The organism is Ralstonia sp. 24A2 (assembly GCF_051783885.1).
Taxonomy (GTDB): Bacteria; Pseudomonadota; Gammaproteobacteria; order Burkholderiales; family Burkholderiaceae; genus Ralstonia.
Genome location: NZ_JBPVZD010000003.1, coordinates 498,240 through 524,033, shown reverse-complemented (window position 1 = coordinate 524,033; position 25,794 = coordinate 498,240). Strand labels below are relative to the sequence as shown.

Annotated in this window: 30 protein-coding genes and 1 pseudogene; 12 read left to right on the top strand and 19 right to left on the bottom strand. The window is 64.5% G+C overall.

Going from position 1 to position 25,794, the window contains the following annotated elements; genetic code table 11:
* Positions 1 to 35 precede the first annotated feature (35 nt).
* Positions 36 to 959 carry a LysR family transcriptional regulator gene (locus ACS13N_RS19845; protein WP_438933323.1) on the bottom strand — a complete coding sequence of 308 codons (924 nt, stop codon included), beginning with the start codon at positions 957 to 959 and terminating at the stop codon, positions 36 to 38.
* A gap of 112 nt (positions 960 to 1,071) precedes the next feature.
* Here ACS13N_RS19845 and ACS13N_RS19840 point away from each other — a divergent pair, with 112 nt between their 5' ends.
* The 6 genes from ACS13N_RS19840 (at position 1,072) to ACS13N_RS19815 (ending at position 5,889) form a co-directional block, all read left to right on the top strand.
* On the top strand, positions 1,072 to 1,821 hold the full coding sequence (locus tag ACS13N_RS19840; protein WP_438933322.1) for an SDR family oxidoreductase: 750 nt from the start codon (positions 1,072 to 1,074) through the stop codon (positions 1,819 to 1,821).
* 61 nt (positions 1,822 to 1,882) lie between these two features.
* A complete protein-coding gene (locus ACS13N_RS19835) occupies positions 1,883 to 2,806 on the top strand; it encodes an alpha/beta fold hydrolase (RefSeq protein WP_438933321.1) in 924 nt (307 codons plus the stop codon).
* Between the two features lie 55 nt (positions 2,807 to 2,861).
* Positions 2,862 to 3,512 (top strand): helix-turn-helix transcriptional regulator, encoded by a 651-nt coding sequence (locus tag ACS13N_RS19830; protein WP_438933320.1) that lies wholly within the window; start codon positions 2,862 to 2,864, stop codon positions 3,510 to 3,512.
* On the top strand, positions 3,509 to 4,477 hold the full coding sequence (locus ACS13N_RS19825) for a threo-3-hydroxy-L-aspartate ammonia-lyase (protein ID WP_438933319.1): 969 nt from the start codon (positions 3,509 to 3,511) through the stop codon (positions 4,475 to 4,477). The genes ACS13N_RS19830 and ACS13N_RS19825 overlap by 4 nt, the downstream gene beginning before the upstream one ends.
* Positions 4,474 to 4,863 carry a RidA family protein gene (locus ACS13N_RS19820; RefSeq protein ID WP_438933318.1) on the top strand — a complete coding sequence of 130 codons (390 nt, stop codon included), beginning with the start codon at positions 4,474 to 4,476 and terminating at the stop codon, positions 4,861 to 4,863. Before ACS13N_RS19825 ends, ACS13N_RS19820 begins: the two co-directional genes overlap by 4 nt.
* Before the next feature lie 153 nt (positions 4,864 to 5,016).
* Positions 5,017 to 5,889 (top strand): flagellar brake protein, encoded by an 873-nt coding sequence (locus ACS13N_RS19815; protein WP_438933317.1) that lies wholly within the window; start codon positions 5,017 to 5,019, stop codon positions 5,887 to 5,889.
* Between the two features lie 7 nt (positions 5,890 to 5,896).
* Here the strand turns inward: ACS13N_RS19815 and ACS13N_RS19810 are convergent, their stop codons facing one another.
* Complete coding sequence (locus ACS13N_RS19810; protein WP_438933316.1) at positions 5,897 to 6,787, bottom strand: LysR family transcriptional regulator; 891 nt, start codon at positions 6,785 to 6,787, stop codon at positions 5,897 to 5,899.
* Positions 6,788 to 6,898: 111 nt separating this feature from the next.
* Here ACS13N_RS19810 and ACS13N_RS19805 point away from each other — a divergent pair, with 111 nt between their 5' ends.
* The 4 genes from ACS13N_RS19805 (at position 6,899) to ACS13N_RS19790 (ending at position 9,152) form a co-directional block, all read left to right on the top strand.
* A complete protein-coding gene (locus ACS13N_RS19805; protein WP_438933315.1) occupies positions 6,899 to 7,336 on the top strand; it encodes a multidrug/biocide efflux PACE transporter in 438 nt (145 codons plus the stop codon).
* 130 nt (positions 7,337 to 7,466) lie between these two features.
* Positions 7,467 to 8,105 carry a helix-turn-helix transcriptional regulator gene (locus tag ACS13N_RS19800; RefSeq protein ID WP_438934455.1) on the top strand — a complete coding sequence of 213 codons (639 nt, stop codon included), beginning with the start codon at positions 7,467 to 7,469 and terminating at the stop codon, positions 8,103 to 8,105.
* Positions 8,106 to 8,180: 75 nt separating this feature from the next.
* Positions 8,181 to 8,558 (top strand): ArsR/SmtB family transcription factor, encoded by a 378-nt coding sequence (locus ACS13N_RS19795; protein ID WP_438933314.1) that lies wholly within the window; start codon positions 8,181 to 8,183, stop codon positions 8,556 to 8,558.
* A 54-nt stretch (positions 8,559 to 8,612) separates the two neighbouring features.
* Positions 8,613 to 9,152, top strand: a complete 540-nt coding sequence (locus ACS13N_RS19790) for an SRPBCC family protein (RefSeq protein WP_438933313.1) — start codon at positions 8,613 to 8,615, stop codon at positions 9,150 to 9,152.
* A 24-nt stretch (positions 9,153 to 9,176) separates the two neighbouring features.
* On the opposite strand, the gene ACS13N_RS19785 is transcribed toward ACS13N_RS19790, so the two are convergent.
* The 8 genes from ACS13N_RS19785 to ACS13N_RS19750 form a co-directional block, all read right to left on the bottom strand.
* Entirely contained in the window at positions 9,177 to 9,395 is a 219-nt protein-coding gene (locus ACS13N_RS19785) for a DUF1059 domain-containing protein (protein WP_039600729.1), read from the bottom strand.
* Positions 9,396 to 9,534: 139 nt separating this feature from the next.
* Positions 9,535 to 10,065 carry a DUF3455 domain-containing protein gene (locus ACS13N_RS19780; RefSeq protein WP_438933312.1) on the bottom strand — a complete coding sequence of 177 codons (531 nt, stop codon included), beginning with the start codon at positions 10,063 to 10,065 and terminating at the stop codon, positions 9,535 to 9,537.
* A gap of 45 nt (positions 10,066 to 10,110) precedes the next feature.
* On the bottom strand, positions 10,111 to 10,509 hold the full coding sequence (locus tag ACS13N_RS19775; protein WP_438933311.1) for a DUF488 domain-containing protein: 399 nt from the start codon (positions 10,507 to 10,509) through the stop codon (positions 10,111 to 10,113).
* Positions 10,510 to 10,550: 41 nt separating this feature from the next.
* Positions 10,551 to 11,579, bottom strand: a complete 1,029-nt coding sequence (locus tag ACS13N_RS19770) for an ABC transporter substrate-binding protein (protein WP_438933310.1) — start codon at positions 11,577 to 11,579, stop codon at positions 10,551 to 10,553.
* Positions 11,580 to 11,860: 281 nt separating this feature from the next.
* On the bottom strand, positions 11,861 to 12,754 hold the full coding sequence (locus ACS13N_RS19765; protein ID WP_438933309.1) for an ABC transporter permease: 894 nt from the start codon (positions 12,752 to 12,754) through the stop codon (positions 11,861 to 11,863).
* A complete protein-coding gene (locus ACS13N_RS19760) occupies positions 12,744 to 13,529 on the bottom strand; it encodes an ABC transporter ATP-binding protein (protein WP_438933308.1) in 786 nt (261 codons plus the stop codon). The genes ACS13N_RS19765 and ACS13N_RS19760 overlap by 11 nt, the downstream gene beginning before the upstream one ends.
* 57 nt (positions 13,530 to 13,586) lie before the next feature.
* Positions 13,587 to 14,309 carry a GntR family transcriptional regulator gene (locus tag ACS13N_RS19755; protein WP_438933307.1) on the bottom strand — a complete coding sequence of 241 codons (723 nt, stop codon included), beginning with the start codon at positions 14,307 to 14,309 and terminating at the stop codon, positions 13,587 to 13,589.
* A gap of 112 nt (positions 14,310 to 14,421) precedes the next feature.
* Positions 14,422 to 15,351 (bottom strand): MBL fold metallo-hydrolase, encoded by a 930-nt coding sequence (locus ACS13N_RS19750; protein ID WP_438933306.1) that lies wholly within the window; start codon positions 15,349 to 15,351, stop codon positions 14,422 to 14,424.
* A 73-nt stretch (positions 15,352 to 15,424) separates the two neighbouring features.
* Between ACS13N_RS19750 and ACS13N_RS19745 the strand changes: the two genes are divergently transcribed.
* Positions 15,425 to 16,324, top strand: a complete 900-nt coding sequence (locus ACS13N_RS19745; protein ID WP_438933305.1) for a LysR family transcriptional regulator — start codon at positions 15,425 to 15,427, stop codon at positions 16,322 to 16,324.
* A gap of 24 nt (positions 16,325 to 16,348) precedes the next feature.
* Here the strand turns inward: ACS13N_RS19745 and ACS13N_RS19740 are convergent, their stop codons facing one another.
* The 9 genes and pseudogenes from ACS13N_RS19740 to ACS13N_RS19700 all read right to left on the bottom strand — a co-directional run bounded on the left by ACS13N_RS19740 (position 16,349) and on the right by ACS13N_RS19700 (position 25,087).
* On the bottom strand, positions 16,349 to 17,113 hold the full coding sequence (locus ACS13N_RS19740) for an SDR family oxidoreductase (protein ID WP_438933304.1): 765 nt from the start codon (positions 17,111 to 17,113) through the stop codon (positions 16,349 to 16,351).
* A 44-nt stretch (positions 17,114 to 17,157) separates the two neighbouring features.
* Positions 17,158 to 18,192, bottom strand: coding sequence for a phosphotransferase (locus ACS13N_RS19735; protein ID WP_438933303.1), 1,035 nt, complete (start codon positions 18,190 to 18,192; stop codon positions 17,158 to 17,160).
* A gap of 25 nt (positions 18,193 to 18,217) precedes the next feature.
* Positions 18,218 to 18,892 (bottom strand): histidine phosphatase family protein, encoded by a 675-nt coding sequence (locus tag ACS13N_RS19730; protein WP_438933302.1) that lies wholly within the window; start codon positions 18,890 to 18,892, stop codon positions 18,218 to 18,220.
* Positions 18,893 to 19,045: 153 nt separating this feature from the next.
* Positions 19,046 to 19,381: pseudogene (locus ACS13N_RS19725) on the bottom strand (alkene reductase); the annotation flags it as partial.
* 94 nt (positions 19,382 to 19,475) lie between these two features.
* Entirely contained in the window at positions 19,476 to 20,213 is a 738-nt protein-coding gene (locus ACS13N_RS19720) for an aspartate/glutamate racemase family protein (RefSeq protein WP_438933301.1), read from the bottom strand.
* 16 nt (positions 20,214 to 20,229) lie between these two features.
* Positions 20,230 to 21,645 carry a dihydropyrimidinase gene (hydA, locus tag ACS13N_RS19715; protein ID WP_438933300.1) on the bottom strand — a complete coding sequence of 472 codons (1,416 nt, stop codon included), beginning with the start codon at positions 21,643 to 21,645 and terminating at the stop codon, positions 20,230 to 20,232.
* A gap of 21 nt (positions 21,646 to 21,666) precedes the next feature.
* Positions 21,667 to 22,395 carry a maleate cis-trans isomerase family protein gene (locus ACS13N_RS19710; RefSeq protein WP_438933299.1) on the bottom strand — a complete coding sequence of 243 codons (729 nt, stop codon included), beginning with the start codon at positions 22,393 to 22,395 and terminating at the stop codon, positions 21,667 to 21,669.
* 74 nt (positions 22,396 to 22,469) lie between these two features.
* Positions 22,470 to 23,693, bottom strand: coding sequence for a serine hydrolase domain-containing protein (locus ACS13N_RS19705; protein WP_438933298.1), 1,224 nt, complete (start codon positions 23,691 to 23,693; stop codon positions 22,470 to 22,472).
* An 86-nt stretch (positions 23,694 to 23,779) separates the two neighbouring features.
* Positions 23,780 to 25,087, bottom strand: a complete 1,308-nt coding sequence (locus ACS13N_RS19700) for an MFS transporter (RefSeq protein ID WP_438933297.1) — start codon at positions 25,085 to 25,087, stop codon at positions 23,780 to 23,782.
* A gap of 261 nt (positions 25,088 to 25,348) precedes the next feature.
* On the opposite strand from ACS13N_RS19700, the gene ACS13N_RS19695 reads away from it, so the two are divergent.
* A partial coding sequence (locus tag ACS13N_RS19695; protein WP_438933296.1) for a GntR family transcriptional regulator occupies positions 25,349 to 25,794 on the top strand: 446 nt, incomplete at its 3' end.

Below are 25,794 nucleotides of genomic sequence, written 5' to 3'. Positions count from 1 at the left end.
CCAGCATAGGCAAGATCACACGGCTTGGTGAAGTTTCAGGCGAACGCGTCGACGCCTTGCACCAGACGCTTGGCCAGCCTTGGCTGGCGTAGCTGCTCAAGCCACCACTGGAGCGCGCGGCCTTCGCCATCGGCGTTGCTGCGCCAGCCGACGTAGAGCAGGTTGGGCTCGCGCGGGTCGGTGGTGCGTTTTTCCACCAGCTCGCCGCGTGCGAGCAGTGACGCCACGCGATGCCGTGGCAGCCAGCCCACGCCCAGACCGTCGCGCTGGGCGAGCGTCTTGGCGCGCATGCTCGGCACGGCCAGCGTGGGTTGCCCGCTCAGCATGCCGTAGGCGCGGCCCGCGGTTGTTCGTGCGGAATCGGCCACCACCACGCCACGGTGCCGGGCAATTTCCTCGCGTGTGAGCGGCGCCTGGATGGCCGCCAGCGGGTGGCGCGGCGACACCGCAAACACCCACTCCACCACGCCCAGCTCGAACCACCCCAGGTTGGGGATGGAAGGCGGCTCGTTGGTTGCCCCGATGACGAGATCGGCACGCCCGTCGCGCAGTGCTTCCCATGTGCCAGCCAGTACTTCGTGCGTCACGCGCAGGGCGACGCCCGATTGCAATGCATCAAATGCATGCATGACCGGCATGAGCGATTCGAACTCCAGCAGTTCATCCGTCACGATCCACAGCCGGTCTTCCCAACCGTTGGCCACCTGTCGCACGCGCTGCGTGATGCGCGACACGTCCTGCGCCAGTCGCGCCGCTTCTTCGGTGAGGAGCAGCCCAGCCCGCGTGAGCTGCAGCCGATAGCGGCGCCGGTCAAACAGCAGGGCGTCGAAACGCTGCTCCAGTTGTCGCGCCGCATATGACACGGTCGACGGCGCCTTGCCCAATTGCGCCGCCGCACGCGACAGGCTGCCCGTCTGGCGGATGGCCTCCAGCAGGGCCAATTCTTCGTCCGTCAACATGTGCAATTCCTTCGAACGTGTTCGTCGGTTGGATCGTATGGCAAACCGCTTGCCCGCGTCCACACTGCAGTCACGCGATTGTTCAAGTTCAATTTATCCCATGGAGGACATCATGAATCGCTTCGAAGGCAAGACCGTTCTGGTCACTGGCGGCAACAGCGGTATTGGCCTGGCAGCCGCCCAGGCATTTGCAAAGGAAGGCGCCCGCGTGGTCATCACCGGCCGTGACGCGGCAGCGTTGGAAACGGCGCGCGCCACGCTTGGCGGCAACGCTATCGCCATCCGCAATGAAACCGGCACCGTGGCTGCAGCGCGCGAGCTGACCCGCCAACTACAGGAAGCGGGCGTGCGTCTGGACGCCGTATTCATCAACGCCGGCATGGCCAAGTTTGCGGCCGTGGCAGACGTGGAGGAAGCCATGTGGGACGCCACCTTCAACGCCAACGTGAAGGGTGCGTTCTTCCAGATTCAGGCGTTGCTGCCCATCCTGAATCCGGGCACCTCGATCGTGCTGAACGGCTCGATCAATGCCCGTATCGGCATGCCGAATTCGTCGGTGTATGCGGCGAGCAAGGCGGCGCTGATCTCGCTGGCGAAGACGCTGTCGGGTGAGTTGCTCGCCTCAGGTATCCGCGTGAATGTGGTGAGCCCCGGCCCGGTCAGCACGCCCATCTACGGCAAGCTCGGCCTGGATGCCGACACCCTGTCGGCCACCGCAGCGCAGATCCAGAGCCAGATCCCGCTGGGTCGCTTCGGCCAGCCGGCGGAGATTGCCGCCACGGTGCTGCACCTGTCTGCGCCCGAATCGGCTTTCATCGTCGGCACGGAAATCATTGCCGATGGCGGCATGAGCCAGCTCTAACCCCCATCCCTTGCTCTGCGGGTCGCCTGTACGTCGTGTGCGGCCCGCGCTGGAGACCATCATGAAGATTCTTCCCAACCTGGCACGCCATTTGGGTGCCGCATTGATCGGCCTGGCAGCGCTGCAGGCGCATGCCGCACCCACGGTGCAAGACCGCATCGTCGATGCCGCTGGTTTGCAGATCCACACGCTGCAAGCCGGCAGCGGTCCCGAAACCCCCGTCGTGCTGCTGCACGGCTATACCGAGACCAGCCACATGTGGCTGCCGCTGATCCCGCGCTTGGCTGACCGCCGCGTGGTGCTGGCGCCGGACTTGCCGGGCGCGGGCACGTCGTCGATTCCCGCCTCGGGTTTCGACAAGAAGACGCTGGCGCAGGACATTCACGCCATGGTGCAGGCCATGGGGTATCGCAAAGTCAAGCTGGTCGGCCATGACATCGGCCTGATGGTGGCGTACGCCTATGCAGCGCAGTACCCCGATGAAGTGGAAAGCATCACGCTCATGGACGCCTTCCTCCCGGGCGTGGGCGACTGGCAGAAGGTCTGGCTGCTGCGCGACCTGTGGCACTTTCACTTCTACGGCGACACGCCGCTCAAGCTGGTGCAAGGCCGCGAGCGCATCTATTTCGAGCACTTCTGGAACGACTTTGCGGCGGATCGCAACCACTCGTTGCCCGAAGCGGATCGCCAGTTCTACGCGCGCACCTACGGTCAGCCGGGCCGTATGGCCGCCGGGTTCGAATACTTCCACGCCTTTCCGCAGGATGCGGAAGACTTTGCCGGCTTTGCCAAGACGCCGCTCAAGATGCCAATGCTGGTGCTGGCCGGTGAGCGGGCTTCCGGCGCGTTCCTGATCGAACAGGCCAAGCTGGTGGCGACCAATGTCAACAGTGTGACCATGAAGGGCTCCGGCCACTGGCTGATGGAAGAAGCGCCTGAGCCCACCATGACGGAGTTGGTGCGCTTCATCAACGCCCCCGCCTAGTGAGTCCAAAGCATGATATTGACGAAATGTCAGCAATTGACGTATTGTCAATATCATGACACTAGCTGAAGAAAACCACCTTCTGCTGCGCGAAGGCCGCAAGATCGTCGAGGCGCTGGGTAAGACACTCGCGCCGCTGGTCGAGGTCGTGCTGCACGACCTGACCGATCCCGATCATTCCGTCGTCGCCATCGCCAACAACCTCTCGGGCCGCCAAGTCGGCGATGCCGTGACTGAGCTGGGTTTGGCGCGCCTGGCCGACCCGGATTTCCCCGAAGTCATCGAGAACTACGCCAACCGGTTCCCCGATGGCCGCCCCGCCAAGAGCACCTCGATTGGCCTGAAGAACAGCCGTGGCGAGTACGTTGCCGCTATTTGCCTGAACATGGACGTCTCCATGTTGAGCGCCGTGACGACTGGCCTCACACAACTGATGCGCGTTGATGTGGCCGCGCCACCGGTGCCCGAATCGCTCGGTTCCCGCCGCGTGGAAGATGTGCGCGTCGCCCTCGAACGCTTTGCTGCCGCACGCAATACCACGCCCATGGCCTTGACGCTGGACCAGCGCCGCGAAGCCATGCGCGAACTGGCCGCCAGCGGCTTGCTCAACCTGCGCCGCGCGCTGACTGAAGTCGCGCAAACGCTGGGCGTGGCGCGCTCCACTGTCTACACCTACCTTCCCGAACATAACGAGGACATCGCATGAGCTTGCCCATCTCCTACGACGACGTTGTTGCGGCCCATGCCCGCCTGCAAGGCGTGGCCCACAAGACGCCCGTGCTGACGTCGAGCACCGCCAACGCCATGACCGGCGCCGAGCTGTTCTTCAAGGCCGAGAACTTCCAGCGCATGGGTGCGTTCAAGTTTCGCGGGGCGTACAACGCGCTGTCGCAGTTCACGCCGGCGCAGCGCAAGGCGGGCGTGATCACGTTCTCGTCGGGCAACCATGCGCAGGGGATTGCGCTGTCGGCCAAGCTGCTCGGCATGCGCGCCGTCATCGTCATGCCCAAGGACGCGCCTGCCCTCAAGGTGGAAGCCACGCGCGGCTACGGTGGCGAGGTGGTGTTCTACGACCGCTACACCGAAGACCGTGAAGCCATCGGCCGCAAGCTGGCCGAAGAGCACGGCCTCACGCTGATCCCGCCGTACGACCATCCGCACGTGATGGCTGGGCAGGGTACGGCGGCCAAGGAATTGATCGAAGAGGTCGGCCAGCTCGACGTGGTACTCGCACCGCTGGGTGGTGGCGGGCTGCTTTCGGGTACCGCCACGACGGTGCGCGCGCTGAATCCGGCATGCAAGATCATCGGCGTGGAGCCCGAGGCCGGCAACGACGGCCAGCAGAGCTTCCGCAAGGGCGAGATCGTCCACATCGACACGCCCAAGACACTGGCCGACGGCGCGCAGATTCAGCACCTGGGCAATTACACGTTTGCCGTGATCCGCGAGCTGGTCGACGACATCGTCACCGTGAGTGATGCGGAGCTGGTAAGCATGATGCAGTTTTTCGCCGGCCGCATGAAGGCGGTGGTTGAGCCCACCGGTTGCCTGGCTGCCGCTGCCGCGTTCACCGGCAAGGTGGATGTACGTGGCAAGCGCGTCGGGGTGATCATTTCGGGCGGCAATGTGGACTTGCCGCTTTTCGCCAAGCTGGTCTTGGGGGCCACATGACCGACGCGCGCTACCTGAACGCGCTGGACCTGCGTCCGCCGGCGGGGCATTACTCACACGCTGTCTGCGCCAATGGTTTCGTGTTCGTGGCGGGGCAGATTCCGGTCACGCCTACGGGCGAAAAGCTCGTCGATGCGCCGTTCGAGACGCAGGTGCGGCAGGTGCTCGCCAACCTGGATGCGGTGCTCGCTGCCGCCGGTACCGACCGTTCGCGCCTCGTGCAGGTGCGCGTGTACGTGACGGACATGGAAACGCACTGGCCCGCCTTCGACGCGCTGTATCGCGCGTGGATCGGCGAACTGCGCCCGGCGCGTGCCGTGGTGCCGGTGCCGACGCTGCACTACGGTCTGGCCGTCGAGATCGAGGCGACCGCGCTGGCGGAGTGACGCAAACGCTTGGCGTTGATGTGAGTCAGGCAAAGCGCAACGTGCGGCAGTTGATCTCCGTGCATATACCGGCCATTGTTGCAAAATGGTCGGCATATCTGCCAAGGCACGAGCCTTGGCAAGACCCTGACGAACACGCCCCCAACGCCAGCTATGACCCAGCCTACGCGGCAACTCACGCAGGAAGACGTACCCGTCGGCCAGCCACTGCCCTTTGCACTCGTGGATGGAGCCAACCGGCTTTTGCTGCCCGCGGGCGTGGTTGTGCCCGATGCGGAGGCCGTGCGCTTGCTGTTTCTGCATGGCGCGGTGATGGCAGCGGCGCCTGCGGAGGATGCGCCTGCTGTGGCGCCGGCGGTTGACGCCGCAGAAGGCAAGCCACGCCTGGGTACGACGGGCCTGTCGATCGGCACCGTTCTGCAAGTGCAGGAGAAAGCCGCCCCGTTGCGCGGTCCGCTGCCATGCCGCCTGATCGGCTACATCGAGGGCGAGGCCATCTTCATCACACAACCCGCCGATGGCAAACGCACGCTGCGCCCCGAGGTGCGTGATGTGCTGTTGCTGCGGGGCTTCTCGGGCCGCGAGGTGGTGAGCATGATGGGCAGCGTGGTGGCAGCGGGGCAGTTCCCTTCGCCGTATCTGGTGCTGTCGATGCCTGCCAAGGTGCACAAGGTGCCGTTGCGCAGCGCCAAGCGCGTGCAGGTGCGTATCGGGGCGACGCTGCGTGCGGACGGGCAGGCGACCTCGCCTGCGGACCGGGTGGCCGTGCTGCGCGACATCTGCCTGAACGGCGCGCTCGTGCAGAGTGCCGGCGCGGCATTCGCACCGGGTGAGCGGCTCGCACTGGATTTCAGCGCCTACGTTGACGGGCAGCAGGAAGACTTTTCCATCGCTGGCCACGTGGCCGGCACCGCGCCCCTGCAGGATGGCCCGGCGGGTTTTCCGTCGTTTGGCGTGGAGTTCTCGCTCTCGAAAGAGCAGACGGCACAGCTGTCGCGCCTGATCATCGAGCGGCTGGACGAGTAAGCCCCGCCTACGCAGTTCCGGCCAGCATCGTCTCGAGCAGCCACGCACCGGCCTGGCCGAGCGTGCGCTTGCGTGACCAGACCACGTCGACCGGCACATGGCGGGGCCAGCCGCGCGCGTGCACTTCATGCAGGCGATCCGCGGCGAAATGGTCGACCAGCCAGCGCGGCAGTTCCGTCCAACCGAAGCCCAGCATCGCCATTTCCAGCAGCATCAGATAGCTCGGCGCCGACCACCGGCGCAGGCTGCGCACGGGCGTGGTTTCAGCGCGGGGTCCGATCGGGTCGACAAAGGTGTTCAGGCGCAGCTCGCGCGCCTCGCGCAGCACCGCATGCGGCACTTCCTTGTCGCCGTATTGTGCGAACGGATGCTGCCGCCCGACGAACAGGCCGATCTCCGATTGCTCGGCGATGGTGGCCGCACCAATGTCAGGCGGATACGCCGGCTGCGTGGCCACCAGCCCCAATTGCGCACGGCCCTGCTGGATGATGTCGAGCACGTCTTCGTACTCGGCAATCAGGCATTCGAGTTCCAGCTCGGGAAAGCGCTGCTCGAGCGCGGCAAGCGTCTGCTCGTAGCGATCGGATTGATACGTGTCGGACACCACCAGTGTCAGGCGCGCTTCAAGCCCGCCGGCCATCTGCGCGGCCAGGCGGTCCATCTGCTCGCCGGCTTCGAGCACGCGGCGCACCTGCGTGAGCATGGCGTGGCCCGCCTCGGTTAGCGTTGGCTGGCGCGTGCTGCGGTCGAACAGCGTCAGGCCCAGGTCGATCTCCAGATTGCCAATCGCCTCGCTCACGGTCGATTGCCGCTTACCGAGCTTGCGCGCCGCCGCCGAGAATGAACCAAGCGTGGCGGCCTCCGCAAAGGCCAGCAGGGCTTCAGGGGAGTGACGCATGGGTGGCTCCAGATGGCGGGATTTGCTCAATATATCGGAAAAACCGATGATATCGAACTGGATAAACTTGCTTCCGCCGATGAAAATCACGCCCATTCATCGGAGTCCTTCATGCAAGTCCCAGCCAAAACCCCCGTCGAGCGCGTGTTCCATGCGCTCTCCTTCGAGCTCCTCGCCACCATCATCTGTGCGCCGCTGTTCAGCTGGCTGATGGGCGTGTCGCTTGCGCACATGGGGGCGCTCACGCTCATGTTTGCCGGCGTGGCGATGGTGTGGAACATGATCTTCAACGCGCTCTTCGAGCGCGTGGAGCATCGCTACAAGCTCTCGCGCACCCTGGCCGTGCGCGTGGTGCACGCCTGCCTGTTCGAGGGCGGCCTGGTCGTGATGCTGGTGCCGCTGGGCGCGTGGTGGCTTAACGTGAGCCTGTGGGAAGCCTTCGTGATCGACATCGGCATCATGCTGTTCTTCCTGCCATACACATTCTTCTTCAACCTTGCATACGACCACCTGCGCGCACGCTGGATGGCGCGTCGTGCGCTGGCCTGAGATTCCGGCCTAGGGCAAACGACGCAGCGCGCCGTCGGGCGCGCTTTCTATAATGAAATTCTTTTCCGCAGAGGGGCTATCGGGGCGCATCGGCCGCGAGTGCCAGTGCCTGTCTTGCCCGTATTCATCCATGCCGCGTTTTGCCGCCATGCCCTCCCATGCCTCGGCAACCGTGCTGCGCCGCTGTTACGAAGCGGCGTGCGCGGGGGACGCCGTGGGCATCATGAACGTGCTGCGTGATGTCTGCAGCGCGGATCATGCTGCGGCAATGGTCCGCTGGCGGGTGGACGGCCGCCTGCATTGGGCGGCCTCGCACGGTGCGCACACGGCGGATCTGCTGCTGCATGCGGCACGTTGCGACGGCGTGGATGCCTGGCCGCTGGCGGATGCGGAAGTGCGCGGGGCGGTGTGGCTGGATTATCGCGTGCGCGGCGTGCCGCTCTTGGCCACGCGTTCCCTGCCGCGCGATCTGCTGCCGCATCTTGCGCAGGCACTGCCGCTTTGCTGGCAGCGCGTTGCCGCCCGCGCGGGCATTGCGCCGCCGCAATCCCCCAGCCTGTGGATCACCGACGTGTTCCGCCTCACCCCGCGTGAGGCCGATGTGGCTGGTCTCCTCGCGCGCGGGGCGGATCCGGCATGCATCGCACGTACGCTGGGCATTTCGCTCGACACGGTGCGCACGCACCTCAAGCATGTCTACCGCAAGACCAACACGCACAGCCAGTGCGATGTGGTGCGGCTGATGTTGGCGTCGTCAGCGCGCCGTTAGCACCGGCGTTCTCCGCCTCAAAAACATTTCACCATTTGGTTGACAGTCCTGTGCTTGGGTACTAAATTCAACCATATGGTTAAATATTCTTCCGATCAGCTCGACGCCGTTTTCCATGCGATGGCCGATCCGACCCGGCGTGCCATGCTGCATAGCCTGGCGGAGCAGCCGCGCACCGTGGGCGACCTTGCCGCGCCGTTCGACATTTCACTGGCCGCAGCATCCAAGCACATCAAGGTGTTGGAGAAGGCCGGCCTCGTGCGGCGCAGCGTGCAGGGTCGCACGCACGTCTGCAGCCTCGACGCCATGCCCATGCACGCCGGCATGGAGTGGATGCGCCACTACGAACAGTTCTGGGGCAGCCGGCTCGATGCCCTGGAAGCCGCGCTGCGCGCCGAGGTGGTGGCAGAGCAGGCGCCACCCAAGCGCCGTCCCCGAGCCCCCAAGCCATGACGCGCCGGCAAGCCATCTGACTTGCACCGCCTGCGTTTCACCAAGGAGAGAACGATGAATGACTACGGCACCCTCATTGCATCCGACACCGTGCGCCTGGAGCGCGTGCTGCCAGGTCCTATCGAGCGCGTATGGAGCTATCTGGTGGACTCCGACAAGCGCGGCCAATGGCTGGCCCATGGCGAGATCGAACCGCGCGTGGGTGGCCGCGTTGAGCACCGTTTCCACAACAGCAAGCTGACGGGGCACGACGATCCGCCGCCGCCCGAGTTTGCGAAGTACGACGGCGAACACCTGATGACCGCGCGCGTGCTGGCCTATGAGCCGCCGCATCTGCTCGCCTATACGTGGCCCGGCAGCGGTGAGGTGCCGTCGGAGGTACGTTTCGAGCTTGCGGAGGATGGCGATGACGTGCGCCTTACGGTCACGCATTCGCGCCTGCCCAATCGCGACGACATGGTCAACGTGTCCGGTGGCTGGCATACGCACCTGGGCGTATTGGCTGATCGATTGGCCGAGCGCAGCCCTGTCAGCTTTTGGCCGACGTTTGCGCGGCTGCACAGCGAGTACCAGCGTCGTATTCCGCGCAGCTAAGGAGACAGCGGAGCTACACCACCGTCATGCGGTTGCCATTGGCGGCCGCTCGGTGGTGGGTGTGCCGTCCTTGAAGAGGGTTTGCAGTTGCGCGCGCAGCTCGGGTGAGTCCGTGTGCTTGTGCACGGACACAGCATGCTGCACCGCCGCCTCCAGCAACTCGGCATCGCTGTCGGCGCTGATGGCGACCGAGCAGTTGTTCTCACTGGGGAAGGCGCGGCAATCGATATAGCGGCGGCCCATGGCGGTACTCCTGAAATGACGATGGCGCGATGCCTAGAGATACCGGTCGCGCGTATCCCTGTTATAGGTCCGCCCAGGGTCGTACATCGTCCCCCGCATGGGGTAGAGTCGCTGCCTTCTGTGGCGCTGCGTCAGTCGATCAGTCGAGGAAGACGTATTGCGCCAAGTAGGGGCTGCGGCCCTCCTGGCCTTCTTCCGTGCAGGGCTGTGCCGGCGCGATGCCACCATGGGTCTGCAGCCGCTGTACATAGCGTGCGCCGCTCAACAGGCCTGCACCGCCGACACTGGTCGCCTGCAACAGCAACATCGGAATGGCGCCGGCCTCAGTGCTGTTGGCCACTTGCTGCACAACCTTGCCCGTGATCTTGCTGCCGTCAGCGGCTTCCCAAGTCGGGCCTGCACCGTGCTTGACGGTGAGTTTTCCGGCGGCATCGTAGAGATCGGCCTGCGGTGCCTTGAAGGCCCACGCCAGCGGCTTGTTGCCGTCACGCGAGCAGACGTAGATCTGTACACCTGTTGCCGATAGCGTGGCGATGGCGTGGTGTGCATCGGCAGGTTGGAGTAAAGCGGGGGCGGTCTGCGCAGTGGCCGTCTGCGCGGCAGTCAATGCCAGTGCAAGCAGGAAAGCGGATGCGATGGAGCGTCGGAACGTGCGAGGCAGGTTGGGCATGGGTCTTCCTTGTACGAGTGCGGAGCATGCGTGATGCGTGATGCGCTATGGGACCACCTTCGCCCCACGTTCCTTCAACAGCTCGCGCAGCACGGAGCGGTGGCAGTGCGCCTCGTCTTCGCAATAGCAGCCGACCGAGAGATTGGTCTGGTGCGACAGCGCAGCCAGCATGTCGAGCAGGCGCGCGGCATCGCCATCGCGCATCTCGGCGCGAAAGTGACGCACGAAGGTTTGCCAGCCTTTCTCGTCATGCGCCACCTGTGCGGCCTGGGCCTGCTTGACAAGTTCGGGCGTGGGGGAGAGTAGCGGCATCCAGATGTCGTAGAAATCGCGGCTGGCGAATTCTTCCTTGGGTACGCCGCGCGGCGGGCGCCGCACGGTGCCGATACGCAGGCCTTCATCGGGTTCGCGCGGCCCGCCGAGCCGGACGATACGTAGGGTCATGGATGTCTCCGTGCGGATGCCGCGCTTTGCCGTAGGTGGGCTTACGAACCCTGCCGGTTCTGCACCGTCGGGAAGAAGACATCCTTCCACGATGCCGGCTTGTTCTTGAGCGTGCCCACGCGCTGCATGAACTCGGCGTAGTGTGCCACGCCCACCGGGGTGGTCGTGAAGCGCGAATCCGGATCGTCGAGGATCTTCTTCACCTCGTCCGGCGAGCTCTTTACCTTCGATTGCGCAATGTAGATCTGCGCGGCCTTCGTCTTGTCCTTGGCGATGAGCGCGTTGGCCTCATCCAGGGCCGCCACGAAGGCCGCCGACAGCTTCGGGTTGGCCTCGTAGAACTTCTTGCTGGTGTAGGTCATGTCCAGCGTGATGTTGCCGAGCACGTCCACGGTGTTGAATACGCGGTGCAGGCCGGGCGCGGCGGCCTCGGTGTACGAGAACGGCGGCGAGGCCATGTGGCTGTTGATCTGGCTGCCGCCAGCCAGCATCACGGCGGTGGCGTCCGGGTGCGGCAGCGGCACGGTGATCGGGTCGAGCTTGTTGAACTGCTTGTCGCCAAAGGTCTTGGCAGCGGCCATCTGCAGCACCACGGCGGGCAGCGAGGTCTTGATGCCGGGCACGGCAATGCGGTCCTTCTCCGAGAAGTCCGTCAAGGTCTTCACGTTCGGGTTGCGCGTCATCAGGTACATCGACGACGAGCTGAGCGATGACAGACCGCGCACTTCCATCGCGCTGCCGCGGGTCTTGTCCCACAGCGTAAGGAAGCCCGGTACGCCCAGCGAGGCGATGTCGAGCGCGCCCGAGAGCATGGCGTCGTTGATGACGTTGCCGCCGTCGAGGATGCGGTAGCTGACCTTCACGTCGCCGAGGCCTGCTGCCTTGGCTTGCTTCTCGAGCAGGTGTTCGCTGGCCATCACCATGATCGGCAGGTAGAGGATGCCGTAGCCGTGGGAGATGCGGACTTCGCTGGCTTCTGCGTGGGCGTTGCTGATGGCGCCGCCGAAGAGAGAGGTGGCTAGCGTGGCAGCCATGGTGAGGCGAAGGATGTTGCGGCGGGTTTGCTGCATGGGTTGTCTCCTTGTTGTTTGTTGGTGGTGCATTCTGGGTTTCGTCCCCTGCCGGGGCCGACTCACTTTCTCTGTCTTGCCAGAGAAAGTAAGCAAAGAGAGGCGCGCCCGAGATGGCGACCCATCCCTTGAATTTCTGTCGCAGAGAGGGGAAGGGGAAAACTCGCTTCGCTCAGACAGTTCCCCTTCCTTTTTCCTCTCTGCAACAGAAATTCAAGGCGCCATCTAGGGCAGGAACGTCAAAGGCCAAACCATCGGGGCGCTTGTGTGGGCGCCAATGCTTAGTTCTGCATGCCCCAGCGTTTGATGGTGCGTGCTTCCAGCGTGCGGAACACCAGGTTCTCCACGAGCAGGCCGATGATGATGACGGTCAGCAGGCCCGCAAACACTTCCGGAATCTGGAGCTGGTTCTTGTTCTCGTAGATGTACCAGCCGAGGCCGCCCTGGCCGGAGCTGACACCAAACACCAGTTCCGATGCGATCAGTGTGCGCCATGCAAATGCCCAGCCGATCTTCAAGCCGGTGAGGATGGACGGGAACGCTGCGGGAATCAGGATCTTGGTCAGATACCCCATGCCCGAGAGCCCGTAGTTGCGGCCCACCATGCGCAGCGTGTTCGACACTGACAGGAAGCCTGCGTGCGTGTTGAGCGACACCGCCCACACCACCGAGTGCACGATCACGAAGATCAGGCTGCCGTTGCCCAGGCCAAACCACACCAGTGCGATCGGCAGCAGCGCAATGGCGGGTAGCGGGTTGAACATGGCGGTGAGCGTTTCCAGGAAGTCCTGGCCCAGCCGGTTGCTGATGCCCAGCACCACCAGCGCACACGACAGTGCCAAGCCGAGCGCATAGCCTGCGAGCAGCGTCTCCATGGACGTGCCGATGCGAGCAAACAGCGTGCCGCTGGCAAGGCCGGCCCACAGCGCTTGTGCCGTATCCGAGAAGGTGGGCAGCAGCAGCGGATTGTCGAGCCAGCGCGCACCACCTTCCCAGACGAGCGCCAGTACGACGAGGATCACCAGCTTGCGCAGCCACACCTGCTCATACAGGCGCTCGGCAATCGACAGCGGTTTTTCGACCACGCCAATACGCTCGAACGCCACGGGTGTGCGGTACACCGGTTCGCGATCGCTGACGTTGGTGGTGGGAATGGAAAGGGTTTCAGTCTGCATGGGTTTCCTCCACCGCGCGGTCGAACAGCATGTTGTGGATTTCCGCTTCGAGTGCCTTGAAGCGCTCGGGGTCGTCATCGCCGCGCGCAAGGCTTGGCAGTTCTGCGCGGACCTGGCCCGGATGCGGCGAGAGGATCAGGATGCGGCTGCCGCAGCGGATCGCTTCCGGAATCGAGTGCGTGACGAACAGCACGGTGAAGTGCGTCTCGTCCCACAGTTGCAGCAGCTCGTCCTGCATCTTGCGGCGGGTGAGCGCATCGAGCGCGGCGAAGGGCTCGTCCATCAGCAGCACGTCGGGTTCCATCGCCATGCCGCGCGCAATCGCCACGCGTTGCTTCATCCCGCCTGAGAGCATGTGCGGGTGGTGGTCCGCAAACTTGCTGAGGTTGACCTTGTGGATGTAGTGCAGGGCGCGTTCTTCGGCTTCACGCGCGCCCAGCTTGCCGGTGGAGAGCAGCGGGAACAGTACGTTCTCCTTCACCGTCTTCCACGGCAGGAGCTGGTCGAACTCCTGGAACACCATCATGCGATCCGGGCCCGGCTTGGTCACCGGTTGGCCCTTCAGGCGGATCTCGCCTTCGGTGGGCGTGAGGTAGCCGCCAATCGCCTTGAGCAGCGTCGACTTACCGCAACCCGACGGGCCCAGCAGGATGTAGCGCTCGCCGGGGTAGACCTGGAAGTCGACGCGGTAGGTGGCTGTAACCAGATGCTGGCGTGTCTTGTACTGCAGCGTGACGCCGCGTACGTCCAGCAATGGCGGTGAGGTCGCCTGCATGGTGTTGTCTCCTGTTTGTGCTTTGTCGGTATGGGTGTGTCGCGTGCGGTGGTGGCGCTACCGGATATCGACGTGATACCGGAAGTGCGCCGCCGCACCGCGTGAGCGCCGCCATTCGAGTGGCACGCGGTCATAGCCGCGCGCCACGCGCTCGATCACCATGACCGGATCACCGGTCTGGATGCGCAGCAGGCGCGCGTAAGTGGCGTTGACGGCTTCGGCGGTGAGCGTTTCTTCCGCGCTCGCGATGATCTGACCGCAGTGCGATTCATATAGCGGGTAGAGCAGATCGCCAAAGGCGCCGAGGTCCAGCGTGGCCAGGTCGGCAAAGCGATCGTGCGGCAGCCAGATTTCTTCGGCCAGCAGCGGGGCGCTGTCGAGCAAGCGCAAACGCGTGAGGCGGATGACCGGTGCGCCGGTTTCGATCTGCAGGCCTGCAGCGGGCGCAGAGGGTGCGTCGAGCACATCGCGCTTGAGGATGCGGCTCTCGGGGATGCGCCGCTCGCCGGTCTCGCTCTGGAAGCGGAAGAAGCGGAAGAGGGAACTGGCAAAGCTGGCCCGTCGCACGAAGGTGCCGCGCCCCTGGAAGCGCTCCAGCAGGCCTTCGGCCACCAGTACGTCCACGGCTTTGCGTACCGTGCCAACGGCCACGTTGTATGTCTTGGCGAGTTCCGCTTCAGTGGGGATGGCGTCACCTGGGCGCCAGTGCTGTTGGGCGATCTGCGCGGCCAGGTCGTCGCGCAATTGCTGGTAGCGGGGCAGGCGGAGGTCGGCGGGCATGAGCAACAATGCAGGTCAACTATTCATCTATATGACTCCGCATTGTAGAGAGCTTGCTTCCGATGGGCAGTACAGGAAAACCCGTGCCTGGGCCTGCTGCCTTGCGTGTGCCTTAGCTGGGGCGGTAGACGCCGTGTTCGTCCACCTGCACGCGGCCATCGGCCAGAAGCTCGGCCAGATGTTGCGAGATCGTGCGGGTCTCGGCGCTCACTGCCCAGAGGCTCTCGTAACCGGGCGGATACAGCAGCCGTTGCTCGACCAGCTGTTCCAGTGTCTTGGGCGATGCTGTCAGCAGCGTCAGCAGGCGTTGCTCGCGCTCGTCGAGCTTGGCCGTGTACGCCGCGAGATCACGCAGGAAGTGCGCGCGGTCGGTGTAGACACCCCGGTGATGAGACGTGACCCACACCTTGGCAGGAAGCTCCGGCAGTCGCGCAAGGCTGCGGCGGAAGTCGCGCAGGCTGGAGCACGCATCGCCGTAGTAGGGGCCGAAGCCGGTCAGGTCGATGTCACCGATGAAGGCCACGCCCTCCGGCTCGACCAGCAGCACGGTGTGGCCGGCGGTGTGACCAGGCATGTGGAACGCGCGAATCTGCGTTTGGCCAACGTCCCACGAAGCGCCGTCCGCGTACCCCAGCGCATCAGGGCGGGGAGCGTAGAAAAAATCGCGCTGGATGTTCTCCAGCATGGCCGGCGCATGTGCCGCGTCCAGGCCGTAGTGGGTCACCATGCCATCCCAACTGTGCACGGCGGCCAGATCCGCTTCGTTCACGTACACGCTGGCATGCGGCAGGCGATGCAGGCCGGCCATGTGGTCTTCGTGCGCGTGGCCCATCACCACCAGTTCAGTCGCGTCGAACTCGGGGCCGATGTGGTTCGAGACGATGGGCGTGTCGAACGCAGCGCGTGTGTCCGAGCCGTGGATCAGCACCTGATTGCCATCGGGGTACTTCCCGCTTTTCTCACCAAAGAAGACGGAAACGCGGCCGAAGTCGACACGCTGGACGGGTACGTAGAGGGCGGGTTTGCCGGCAGTGGTGCTCACGTTGATCCTCTCTTCAATGGGCGGGGCGCCGCGTGCTCGATCGCGCTTATGATCCCGCCATGGAGGCATGGCGATGCGCATTTCGAAGGTTGACCTGAATCTGTTCGTTGTATTTGAAGCGATCTACCACCACCGCAACCTGACGCGGGCGGCGGAGACGCTGTGCATCACACAACCTGCCGTCAGCAACGCGCTGGCGCGCATGCGCAAGACCTTCAACGACCCGCTGTTCGTCAGCACCCCTGCCGGCATGGTACCGACGCCGATGTCGGAAAACATCATCGGCCGGGTGCGCGAGGCACTGCAGTTGCTTGACGCCAGCGCGCACGAAGGCGATGTGTTCGACCCGGCCGCGTCGGAGCGCGTCTTTCCCGTCAGCATGAGCGACCTGACCGAAGCCCTGGTGCTGCCCGCGCTGGGCGAACGGCTCCAGCAGCAGGCGCCCGGTATGCATATCCGCAGCTACTACACCGACCGTGCCGATGTGCCCATTGCCCTTGCGAACGGGTCCATCGCACTGGCCATCGATGCCCCGCTCATTGCTGACCCGCAGTTGTGCCAGACGGCGCTTGGGCGCGACCGCTACGCTTGCATGATCCGCCACGACCATCCGTTCAAGGGCAACGTGCTGTCGATGGAGGATTACCTGGCGATGGGACACATCCACGTGTCGAGCCGCCGCAAGGGCAGCGGGTATGTGGATGCGGAACTCACGCGGCTCGGGCAGCGCCGGAACATCCGGATGCGCGTGCAGCACTACATGGTCGCGCCGCTGATCGCCATGCGCACGGACCTGGTGCTGACGGCGCCGCTCAGGCTGCTGCAGCGCTATCCCGTGCGCATTCTTGAACTGCCGTTCGAGATTCCCGATCTTGAGTGGCACTGCTATTGGCACCGCAGTGTCGATCGGGACCCTGGCAATCAGTGGCTGCGCGAACAACTGATGAGCCTGATGCGCGACGCAGCGGACTGATTCGCGCTAGCAGGCCATCCACAATCAGACCGTCATGCCGCCATCCACAACGATGCACTCGCCGTTGGTGTAGCTCGCGGCGTCGGACACCAGATAGAGCACCGTGCCGGCCATCTCGCGCGGCTCGGCATGGCGGCGCAGCGGGATCTGGCTGATCCAGCGGTCGTAGGTCGCCTTGTCTTCGAACAGCGCACCGGCAAATTTGGTCTTGGTCAGGCCAGGCAGCAGGGCGTTGACGCGAATGCCGAACGGCCCGCATTCCATGGCGAACGCGCGCGTCATGTGGGCGACCGCCGCCTTGGTGATGGAGTAGATGCCTTGCTTGTCGCCCGGGTGCAGCGCGTTGACCGACGCGGTATTGACGATCGCACCGCCGCCTTGCGCCTTCATCATCTTGCCGGCTTCGATCGACATGAAGAAGTAGCCGCGGATGTTCACCTCCACCGTCTTCTCGTACGCACCGAGATCGGTGTCTAGGATGTGCCCGAAGTGCGGATTGGCGGCTGCGTTGTTGATGAGAATGTCGAGCCGGCCATGCGTGCGGCGGATGTGCTCGAACGCGGCCGTGATGTCTTCCATGCGGCCGACATGGCAGGCGAGTGCTTCTGCCTTGCCGCCTGCTGCTCGGATGCGCTCTGCCACGGCTTCGCAATCGGCCAGTTTGCGGCTCGAGACGATCACGTGCGCGCCCTGCTCGGCGAGCAGTCGAGCGATTTCCTCGCCAATGCCGCGGCTGGCGCCGGTCACCAGGGCAATCTTGCCGGTCAGGTCGAACAGGTTGGTGCTCATGCTGTGCTCCTCCAATGGTTGGAATCTTGTGGGCTGCGGTGGCGTCAGTGCTGCGCGTCGATCAGGCGCACCGCGGCTTCGGCCAGCGGCCCGGTCATGTCGCCGGCCTTGCTGGCCTGCGTGCTGGACGCGTTGCCGTTGAGCGCGCGCCGCTTGACGCCTTGCGCAATGGACGCGAGGCGGAAGAAGCTGAATGCCAGATAGAAGTGCCAGTTCTCGATGGGCGGCAGGCCGCGCAGCTCGCAGTAGCGCGCGACCATCTCGGCTTCTTGCGGAATCCCCAAGGCGTCGCGGTCTTGTCCGGCAAGGCCGGGGATGTGCGAGCCCGACGAAGGTAACCGCAGGCACATGCAGAAGTACGCGAGGTCTGCCAGCGGATTGCCGAGGGTCGACAGCTCCCAGTCGAGCACGGCCTTCACGCGGGTGCTGTCCGGCTCGAACATCATGTTGTCGAGGCGGAAGTCGCCGTGCACGAGGGCTGGTTTGCCGTCATCCACTGGGCAGGCCGAGGGCAGCCACTCGATGAGCCGCTCCATCGCGTCAATCCGCTCGGTTTCCGCCAGGCGGTACTGCTTGGTCCAGATGCCGATCTGGCGTTCGAAGTAGTTGCCAGGCTTGCCGTAGTCGGCCAGCCCCACCGCCTCCACGTCAATGTCGTGCAGTGCAGCCATCGTGTGCAGCATGGCATCGTAGGCGGCGGTCCGGTCTGCTTGCGACAGCTCGGGCAGGGCCGGATTCCAGAAGATGCGTCCGTCTTCGAAGCTCATCACGTAGAACAGGCTGCCGATCACGGTGCGGTCTTCGCACAGGTGATACGGGCGCGCCACCGGCACCGCCGTGCCCGACAGCGCGGTCAGGATGCGGAATTCGCGGTCGACCGCGTGGGCGGATTTCAGCAGCTCGCCAGGCGGCTGCCGACGCAACACGTAGCGGGTCTTGGGTGTGCGCAGGAGGAAGGTCGGGTTCGATTGGCCGCCGGAAAATTTCTCGGCCACCACCGGGCCTTCGAAGCCGGGAACATGGTCTTGCAGATACCGCGCCAGCGCGGCGATATCGAGTTGCTGCGGGTCGTTCGTCATGTTGAAACTGAAACGCGTTGAGCGCTTATCCGTAGGTCTGGAAATCGTGCCGCTCGGCATGGTCCAGGTGCGGGATGCCGTTGAAGGTGGCGAGCTGGAACGCGTCGGCGTTGAAGAAGTACTGCGAGATGCTGCAGTTGCGTACCTGCAGGTTCAGCGCGATGGCGCTGGGCGCCGGTGCCGCCAGCACCTGCTGTGCGGTGACGGCAATCGGGCCGCCTGAGCTGACTGCCAGCACACGTTGCCCGCCACCGCGTTGGATGGCCGCACGTGCATCGGCCACACGCTGCTGGAACTGGGCCCAGGTCTCGGGGACGGGCCCGCGAATCTTGTCTTCAGACCACAGTTGCAGCACTTGCTTGAGCGCGCGGTAGTGGTCGCGCATCGACCCGGTGGCCATGCGCGTCAGCTCGGGAAAATCATCCCCAAGCGCCGCAAACAGCCGTTGGAAGTCGTATTCGTTCAGGCCGGCGTGCTGTTCGCACTGGGCGTCCGGGCGGCCCATGCCGCGCAGGATGGCTTCGACGGTTTGCTCGTGCCGCCGCAGCGTGCCGCAGATCACCCGATCAAAGGAGAGATTCCGCTGTGCGAAGTACTCGCCCAGCCAGACGCTTTGTTGGACGCCACGTTCGGAAAGCTGGTCGTAATTCGCCGCGCCAAACGAGGCCTGTCCGTGCCGTACGAGATAAAGCTCCGCCATCGTCTGCTCGCAAAGTAGGGGGACCCAGCTTAGCGGCAGGACATCTATTTTTGAAATTTATTGTTTTAATGGCTGGTCATTCATGGGGAGAATGACTTGCGGCCCGCGCTGGGGCCGCGCTTTGGTGGGCTGCGTTGAAGCACCACTGGTGCTTCAGGCGCTCTGTGCTTCACGCAGCGTTGGGTAATCCGCGTAGCCCTGCGCCGTGCCGCCAAAGAAGCTGTTGCGGTTCGCCTCGTTCATCGGCGCATCGGTTTGCAGGCGGGCCACGAAGTCCGGGTTTGCCAGCGCCATCTGGCCGTACGCTTCCAGGTCGGCCAGGCCGGATGCGACATCGGCGCCGATCTGTTCACGCGGGCGGCCCGGCCGGTTCAGGATGAGCGTGCCCTTCCAGAGCCGGCGGATGTCTGCCAGCAACGGCTCGTTGCCCTGATGCATGACGTGCAGGTAGGCCAGCCCCAGTTGATCGAGTTCTGCGACGGGGTGGCGCCCAGCGCTTTTCGAGATCGCAATACCGCGCAGGGATAACGCGTCGCCTGCCAGCGTTGATGCCGCGTTGCAGGCTGACGGATGTGGGATGTGCCTACGCCAGCATGGCCGCCAACGCCGGCGGCAAGCCGCGGTTGGGCTTGTGCGGCGGGCGGGCAAAGCTGCCTTCGGCGGCACCCTTCGGGGCGAGTGCAACCAGGCTCTCGCAATGCCGGATGGCGCTGGACACGCCATCAACCACCGGCACCGGAATGCGGTCCTTGAGCGTGCGGGCCAGCCCCGCGAGCGGCGCGCCGGCCACGATGATGACGTCGGCGCCATCCTCGCGCACGGCCTGCAGGCTCATCTCTTCCAGCCGTGCGGCGTGGTCTTCCTGCACGCTGCCGATGTCGCGCAGCGGCTGCTGCAGCGAGCGCACGCTCGCCAGTCGCGACGACAAGCCATTGGCCGCCACGCATTCGCGGTACCACGCTTGAATGCGGTTCGAGATCGCGATGATGGAAAAACGCTGGCCCAGCAGGCACGCGCTGGCCAGCGCCGCCTCCGTCATGCCGACCACCGGCACATTGCACAGCTCCTTGATGCCGGCCAGGCCCGGATCCCCAAACGCAGCCACGACCACGCCGTCGTACTGGCCTTGGTGTTCAGCGACCACGCACGCGGTGGCGTAACCGCCCACCAGTGCCTCGAAGCGCGTTTCGATGTAGGCCACGCCAAACGGCGCCGTCGCCATCGTGAGCGTGGTGCCGGGGGAGGCGGAGCGCAGTGCCTCCGCCTGGATCAGCTCCGTCACGCTTTCGGAGATGTTGGGATTGACGACCAGAATACGCATGATGAGAACCTAAAGATCAAACGAGAGACGGCGCACCCGCCGGCAGGAACTGACCGCGCCCCGGTGCCGGGTCGAGGTACTTGCCGTTTTCGACCAGCATTTCGCCGCGCGAGAAGCAATGCACCGGCCAGCCGGTCACTTCGATGCCTTCGTACGGCGTGTAGTCCACCGCGTGATGCAGCGCATCGTTGGTGATGCGCACGCGGCGCTCCGGGTCCCACAGCGCGATGTCGGCATCGGCGCCCACGGCGATGGTGCCTTTGCGCGGGTACAGGCCGTACAAGCGCGCCGGACGATACGAGGTCAACTCCACGAACTGATGCAGCGACAGCTTGCCGCGTGCAATGCCGTCGAACAGCAGCGGCAGACGCGTTTCGATGCCGGGCACGCCGTTGGGGATGTGGTCAAACGGTTGCACCTGCCCGCCGAGTTTCTTGCCTTCCGGGTCGTCGTAGTTGAACGGCGCGTGGTCGGACGAGAACACGCTGAACACGCCGCCGGCCAGCGCGCGCCACACGGCCGCCTGGTTCTCGGGATCGCGCGGCGGCGGGCTGCAGACGCACTTGGCGCCTTCGTAACCGTCGTCGCCCGGCAGGCCCATGTCTTCGGCCGTGAGGTACAGGTATTGCGGGCAGGTCTCGGCCAGGATCTGCAGGCCGCGGCTCTGCGCCCAGCGGATCTGCTCGATGGCTTCCTTGCCCGACACGTGCACGATCAGGATGGGCACGTCCACCAGTTCGGCAAACGTGATGGCGCGGTGCGTGGCCTCGCGCTCCACTGCAGCGGGGCGCGACAGGCCGTGGAAGCGCGGCGAGATGCGCCCTTCGCCCACCAGCTTCTCGGTCAGCCACGAGATGCAGTCGGCGTTTTCCGCATGCACCATCACCAGCGCGTTGTTCTGCTTGGCCACGTCCAGCACGTCCAGCATTTCGCGGTCTGACAGCTTCAGGTCGTCGTAGGTCATGTAAACCTTGAACGACGTGTAGCCCTTGCGGATCAGCTCCGGCAGTTCGTGCTTCAGCACTTTGGGCGTCGGATCGGCCACGATCAGATGGAAGCCGTAGTCGGCCACCGCGCGGCCCTCGGCGCGGCGATGGTAGTCGTCCACCGCCGCCTTGAGCGAATGCCCCTTCTCCTGCGCGGCAAACGGGATGACCGTGGTGGTACCGCCGCACACGGCGGCGCGCGTGCCAGTGAAGAAGTCATCGGCCATGCGCATGCCGTCGGGCATGGGTTGGTCCAGGTGGCAATGACCGTCGACGCCGCCGGGCAGGGCCAGCAGGCCGCTGGCATCGATTTCACGCGCGCCGCGCGGCAAGCCGTGGCCGAGCACGGCGATGCGGCCATCGCGCACGCCGATGTCGCACGTAAAGCGGTCGGAAGCGGTGACGACATCCGCGTTGCGGATCACCAAGTCGAGTTCGGTGGACATGCTGGAGACTCCCTCTTTCCGTTAAGCGACTTCCGCAAACAGGCGGCCCCAGCCGCGCAGCTCGCGCGTGTCTACACCGGCCAGGCGCAGCGACTTCCACACGACTGTCGAGATGGTGTCGTAGACAGGGATGCCGGTTTCCGCTTCGAGTGCCTCCACCAGATGCGCGGCACGCAGATTCGTGCAGAACGTGGTGATGGCTGCCGGTTTTTGCTGTGCCACCTCGCGCACCATGGCGCGGATCGTGTCTTCTTCCACGTCGGCAAAGCTGTGGTTGACGTGCAAGTCCAGGTGGCGCTCAGCCACGCAACGCACGCCACTGCGCGCGTAGTTCTGGACGATCAGTTGCTGCACGTCGTTGAGATAGGGCGTGACGAGGGCAAAGTCCTGCGCGCCCGTCTTCTTCAGAATCTCGTTTAGAGCCAGCACCGACGTCGTGGCCGGAATGCCCGTGGCTTCCGTGATCTGGCGGCACAGCGCTTCGTCCTTCTCAAAGCCGAGCCAGCCGGAGGACGTGCCGTTCCAGGCGATCACGTCCACGTGCGCGTCGGCCAGCAGCCGGGCAGCGTTGAGGATCTTCTCCAGATCGAACTGCCCCAGCGCCTGATCGCGCAGCGAGATTTCCGTGACGGTAAAGCGTGAGAAATGCGCGCTGACGTTGGGCAGGCCGCTCACCATGGCGCTGGTGATGGGTTCCAGTGCCGTGTTGGACGACGGCGTGAGCATGCCGAGCTTGATGCGTTTGGTCATGGGTGTCTTCTTCGTGGTTGGCACAGCCCTCGCGGGCGGAAGCCTCGGGCCGTGCGCATTGTTTTGTTTGGGCGTTACTTTTCAGGCGTGTCGTTAAAGGCCATCGCGGTGCCTGGCTTGCCGTGGCTCGCGTGGGCCAGTGCCAGTTCCTGCGCGAGTGCAGCCTTGCGTTCGGCATCGGGCTTGACGGTGTTACCGGCCTTCAGTGCGGGCAGCACGTAGTCGTTAACCATTGAGCGATACAGGTTGAGGTACTTCGCATCGCGCAGGCCGCCTTCGGTCGACATGATGCTGTTCATCACGATCACCGCGTTCTCCTTGGGCAGCACCGTGATGAACTGGCCCTTGTAGCCCATGGCGCTGAACTCGCGCTCGCTCTTGACGATGTTGTTGACCCAGCAATAGAAGCCGTAGTCAGGCGCCGGGCCAGACGGCGTGGTCATGCGTGCCACCCAGCTGGCCGGCACGATCTGCTGACCGTTCCAGCGGCCCTGGTTCAGCATCAGCAGGCCAAGCCGCGCCATGTCGATCGAGCGCAGGCGCAGGCCCCAGCCACCCGACACCGCACCCTTGCCGTCCGCGCCGTCCCAGCGGTAGTGCTGCATGCCGAGCGGCTTGAACAGGCGGGCCTCGGCATAGCGCTGCTCGGGCTGGCCGGTGATCTGCGAAACGGTAGCGCCCACCAGCACCGGGTTCACGTCGATGTAGTCGAACTCGGTGCCCGGCTTGACGCGCACGCTCGCGGAGGCGGCCACCTTCAGGCGATCCGGCAAGCCGTAGTACAGCGTGTCGGTGCCTTCCACCAGCTTGTACGACAGGCCGCTGGACATCGACATCAGGTCTTGCAGGCGGATGTCCTTCTTGTCTGCCAGCGACGTTGCCAGATCCGGCCGTGCCGCGGCCAGCAGCGGCGCGGGCTTGTCCTGCGCGTTGAGCTTGCCGTCGCCCACCAGCGTTCCCACCAGCAGCGCGCTGATGAACTTGGTGACGGAATAAAGCTCATGGTTGTAGTCGCGCCCGAGTTCGTTGCCGTAGCGTTCGAAGATCAGCTTGCCGTCCTTGATGACGAGCAGGCTGCGTACGTCGAGCTGGTCACGGCGGATCCATTGCGAGAGTTCGATCAGCTTGCGCGAATCGACACCGACCGCTTCCGGCTGCGCGGTCGGCAGTTCCTGTGAGGCATGTTGCTTGGCTGCTGGTGTGGCCGCCGGCGTGGCGGCGTGCAGCGGGGCCTGACCGAACAGGCACAGTGCAGCGAGCGCGGCGGCGCTCAGCAGATGGCGTTGGGTTGTGTGCATGGGGTGTCTCCACCACCACCCGGCGCCTTGCGGCGTGGGTGTGGAATGTGCTTTTGAGGTGATTGCAAGACGGCGTGTGCTTGAGCTCAGATCGGCAGCTTCTTGCTGTAGTCGATCAGCAGCGTTGAGCAGATGAGCAGGCCGGCACCGCAGGCGGCAAACAGCATGAGTGCCATGTCGTACGAGCCGGTGGCCTGCACGATCACACCCACGATGATGGGCATGCCGATACCGGCCACGTTGCCGCCCAGGTTCATCGTGCCGCCCAGGAAGCCGACGCGCTTGCGCGTGCCAAGGATGGACGGCACGCACCAGAACAGGCCGCACCAGCGCAGGAAGAACAGCGTCACCGACAGCAGCGCCACAACGACGATCGGGTCCTTGAAGCGCGCCACGGTGTAGATGGCAATCGTTGCGATCACCGAGGCAATGCCGAACAGCGTGCGCAGCACCTTGGCCTGCGACGCACCGGCAGCCTTCCACTTGTCGGCCAGCCAGCCGCCAAACATTTCACCGACGAAGCCGGAGAAGAACATGGCGAACACCGCACCGCCCATCTGCTTGATATCCAGGCCGTGCACCTTCGAGAGGTAGGTCGGCATCCAGGTCAGCAGGCCGTAGAACAGTGCGTTGAAGCACATCCAGCCGAAGAACATGCCCCACACCGAGCGGTACTTGAAGAAGTCCAGCACATTGCCGCTCAGGTTGGCCGGCTCTGCGGCCATGTCGGCAGCGTGCGAGGCCTCGATGTAGGAGGCTTCGGCATCATTGACGGACGGATGCTGGCGCGGGTGGTTGCGGACGTACCACCAGGCGAAGAAGCCCGCCACCATGGTGCCGATACCAGCCACCACGAACGACGTGCGCCACGATTGGAACTCGGTGATCAGGCCCGCGATGATGAGGGCGCCCAGTGCCGCGCCCAGCGGTGCGCCACCGTCGAGCAGCGTGGCACCGCGGCCGCGCTCGTTCTGCGTCATCCAGATGGCGTTGAGCTTGCCGCCAGCCGGATAGATCGGCGCTTCAGCGGCACCCAGGCCCAGCCGCGTGAACATCAACGGCACCCAGCCGGTGCAAAGGGCTGCGACCGCCTGGAAGAAACCCCAGCCCAGCGTGGCGCCGGCAATCACGACGCGCGGGCCGAAGCGGTCGGCCAGCATGCCGCCGGGAATCTGCATGAAGGCATAGGTCCAGAAGAACGAGCTAAGCAGCAGGCCTTGCACCGCCGGACCGATGTCGAACTCCTTGGCGATCAGGGGCATCGCCACTGACAGCGATGCGCGGTCGATGTAGTTGATGGAGATGAGCATCAACATCATCAGAAAGATCTTCCAGCGCACGGAGCTCTTCGTCTCCGTTAGCGCCATGGCCGGGGCCTGGCTTGCGGTTTCCATTACGCGTGTCTCCTTGATCGCTCCTGAAGCCGTTTCGAGAAGCGCCCGACAGCCTGGCTGTCGTCACCAGTTTGCTGTGGGTACCGCTTCCCGAAACGACCTCAAAAGTCGGTTTGATTGAATTGTGTTGCGCAACGTGGCCGAGTATAGGATACGTAATCTGTAATTACAACACTTGTAAGTTATTGATTTATATACACTGAAATCGCACAATGATGGTGTGTGATAGCCTTCTTGTGGTGCATGTTCCTCATTCCGGTGATGCCTGTGACTCAACCGTTGCTTCAATCCACGCGCTTGCGCACGCTCGGCATGTCGGCCGAAATCGCCACGCGTTTGCGTACCCTGATCGAAGAGGGCGAGCTGCCGCCTGGCGCCCGCATTGATGAGCGCGCTTTCTGCGAGATGTTCGATGTCTCCAAGACGCCGCTGCGCGAGGCGCTCAAGGTGCTGGTGGCCGAAGGGCTGGTCCTGCATCGGCAGTACATCGGCTATCGCGTTGCACCGCTCGACCTCGATGAACTGCGCGCCACCTTCGAGACCTTGCATGGGCTGGAAGCCACTGCCGGCGAGTTGGCGGCGTCGCGCTTGTCCGAGGTGGCCATGGCACGCCTTGAGCGCAAGCACCAGGCCATGCTCGATGCGCACGAGGCGGGGCGTCGCACCGAATACTTCCGCATCAACCAGGAAATCCACCAGCTCATCAT

Coding starts and splice junctions, on each gene's coding strand:
- ACS13N_RS19720 (WP_438933301.1), bottom strand. CDS start 20,213: ATGCGTATTCTGGTCGTCAATCCCAACATCTCCGAAAGCGTGACGGAG.
- ACS13N_RS19820 (WP_438933318.1), top strand. CDS start 4,474: ATGACCGACGCGCGCTACCTGAACGCGCTGGACCTGCGTCCGCCGGCG.
- ACS13N_RS19810 (WP_438933316.1), bottom strand. CDS start 6,787: ATGCGTCACTCCCCTGAAGCCCTGCTGGCCTTTGCGGAGGCCGCCACG.
- ACS13N_RS19765 (WP_438933309.1), bottom strand. CDS start 12,754: ATGCAGACTGAAACCCTTTCCATTCCCACCACCAACGTCAGCGATCGC.
- ACS13N_RS19805 (WP_438933315.1), top strand. CDS start 6,899: ATGCAAGTCCCAGCCAAAACCCCCGTCGAGCGCGTGTTCCATGCGCTC.
- ACS13N_RS19815 (WP_438933317.1), top strand. CDS start 5,017: ATGACCCAGCCTACGCGGCAACTCACGCAGGAAGACGTACCCGTCGGC.
- ACS13N_RS19790 (WP_438933313.1), top strand. CDS start 8,613: ATGAATGACTACGGCACCCTCATTGCATCCGACACCGTGCGCCTGGAG.
- ACS13N_RS19775 (WP_438933311.1), bottom strand. CDS start 10,509: ATGACCCTACGTATCGTCCGGCTCGGCGGGCCGCGCGAACCCGATGAA.
- ACS13N_RS19770 (WP_438933310.1), bottom strand. CDS start 11,579: ATGCAGCAAACCCGCCGCAACATCCTTCGCCTCACCATGGCTGCCACG.
- ACS13N_RS19730 (WP_438933302.1), bottom strand. CDS start 18,892: ATGGCGGAGCTTTATCTCGTACGGCACGGACAGGCCTCGTTTGGCGCG.
- ACS13N_RS19700 (WP_438933297.1), bottom strand. CDS start 25,087: ATGGAAACCGCAAGCCAGGCCCCGGCCATGGCGCTAACGGAGACGAAG.
- ACS13N_RS19760 (WP_438933308.1), bottom strand. CDS start 13,529: ATGCAGGCGACCTCACCGCCATTGCTGGACGTACGCGGCGTCACGCTG.
- ACS13N_RS19845 (WP_438933323.1), bottom strand. CDS start 959: ATGTTGACGGACGAAGAATTGGCCCTGCTGGAGGCCATCCGCCAGACG.
- ACS13N_RS19840 (WP_438933322.1), top strand. CDS start 1,072: ATGAATCGCTTCGAAGGCAAGACCGTTCTGGTCACTGGCGGCAACAGC.
- ACS13N_RS19745 (WP_438933305.1), top strand. CDS start 15,425: ATGCGCATTTCGAAGGTTGACCTGAATCTGTTCGTTGTATTTGAAGCG.
- ACS13N_RS19830 (WP_438933320.1), top strand. CDS start 2,862: ATGACACTAGCTGAAGAAAACCACCTTCTGCTGCGCGAAGGCCGCAAG.
- ACS13N_RS19795 (WP_438933314.1), top strand. CDS start 8,181: ATGGTTAAATATTCTTCCGATCAGCTCGACGCCGTTTTCCATGCGATG.
- hydA (WP_438933300.1), bottom strand. CDS start 21,645: ATGTCCACCGAACTCGACTTGGTGATCCGCAACGCGGATGTCGTCACC.
- ACS13N_RS19825 (WP_438933319.1), top strand. CDS start 3,509: ATGAGCTTGCCCATCTCCTACGACGACGTTGTTGCGGCCCATGCCCGC.
- ACS13N_RS19835 (WP_438933321.1), top strand. CDS start 1,883: ATGAAGATTCTTCCCAACCTGGCACGCCATTTGGGTGCCGCATTGATC.
- ACS13N_RS19740 (WP_438933304.1), bottom strand. CDS start 17,113: ATGAGCACCAACCTGTTCGACCTGACCGGCAAGATTGCCCTGGTGACC.
- ACS13N_RS19705 (WP_438933298.1), bottom strand. CDS start 23,693: ATGCACACAACCCAACGCCATCTGCTGAGCGCCGCCGCGCTCGCTGCA.
- ACS13N_RS19735 (WP_438933303.1), bottom strand. CDS start 18,192: ATGACGAACGACCCGCAGCAACTCGATATCGCCGCGCTGGCGCGGTAT.
- ACS13N_RS19780 (WP_438933312.1), bottom strand. CDS start 10,065: ATGCCCAACCTGCCTCGCACGTTCCGACGCTCCATCGCATCCGCTTTC.
- ACS13N_RS19785 (WP_039600729.1), bottom strand. CDS start 9,395: ATGGGCCGCCGCTATATCGATTGCCGCGCCTTCCCCAGTGAGAACAAC.
- ACS13N_RS19755 (WP_438933307.1), bottom strand. CDS start 14,309: ATGCCCGCCGACCTCCGCCTGCCCCGCTACCAGCAATTGCGCGACGAC.
- ACS13N_RS19800 (WP_438934455.1), top strand. CDS start 7,467: ATGCCGCGTTTTGCCGCCATGCCCTCCCATGCCTCGGCAACCGTGCTG.
- ACS13N_RS19710 (WP_438933299.1), bottom strand. CDS start 22,395: ATGACCAAACGCATCAAGCTCGGCATGCTCACGCCGTCGTCCAACACG.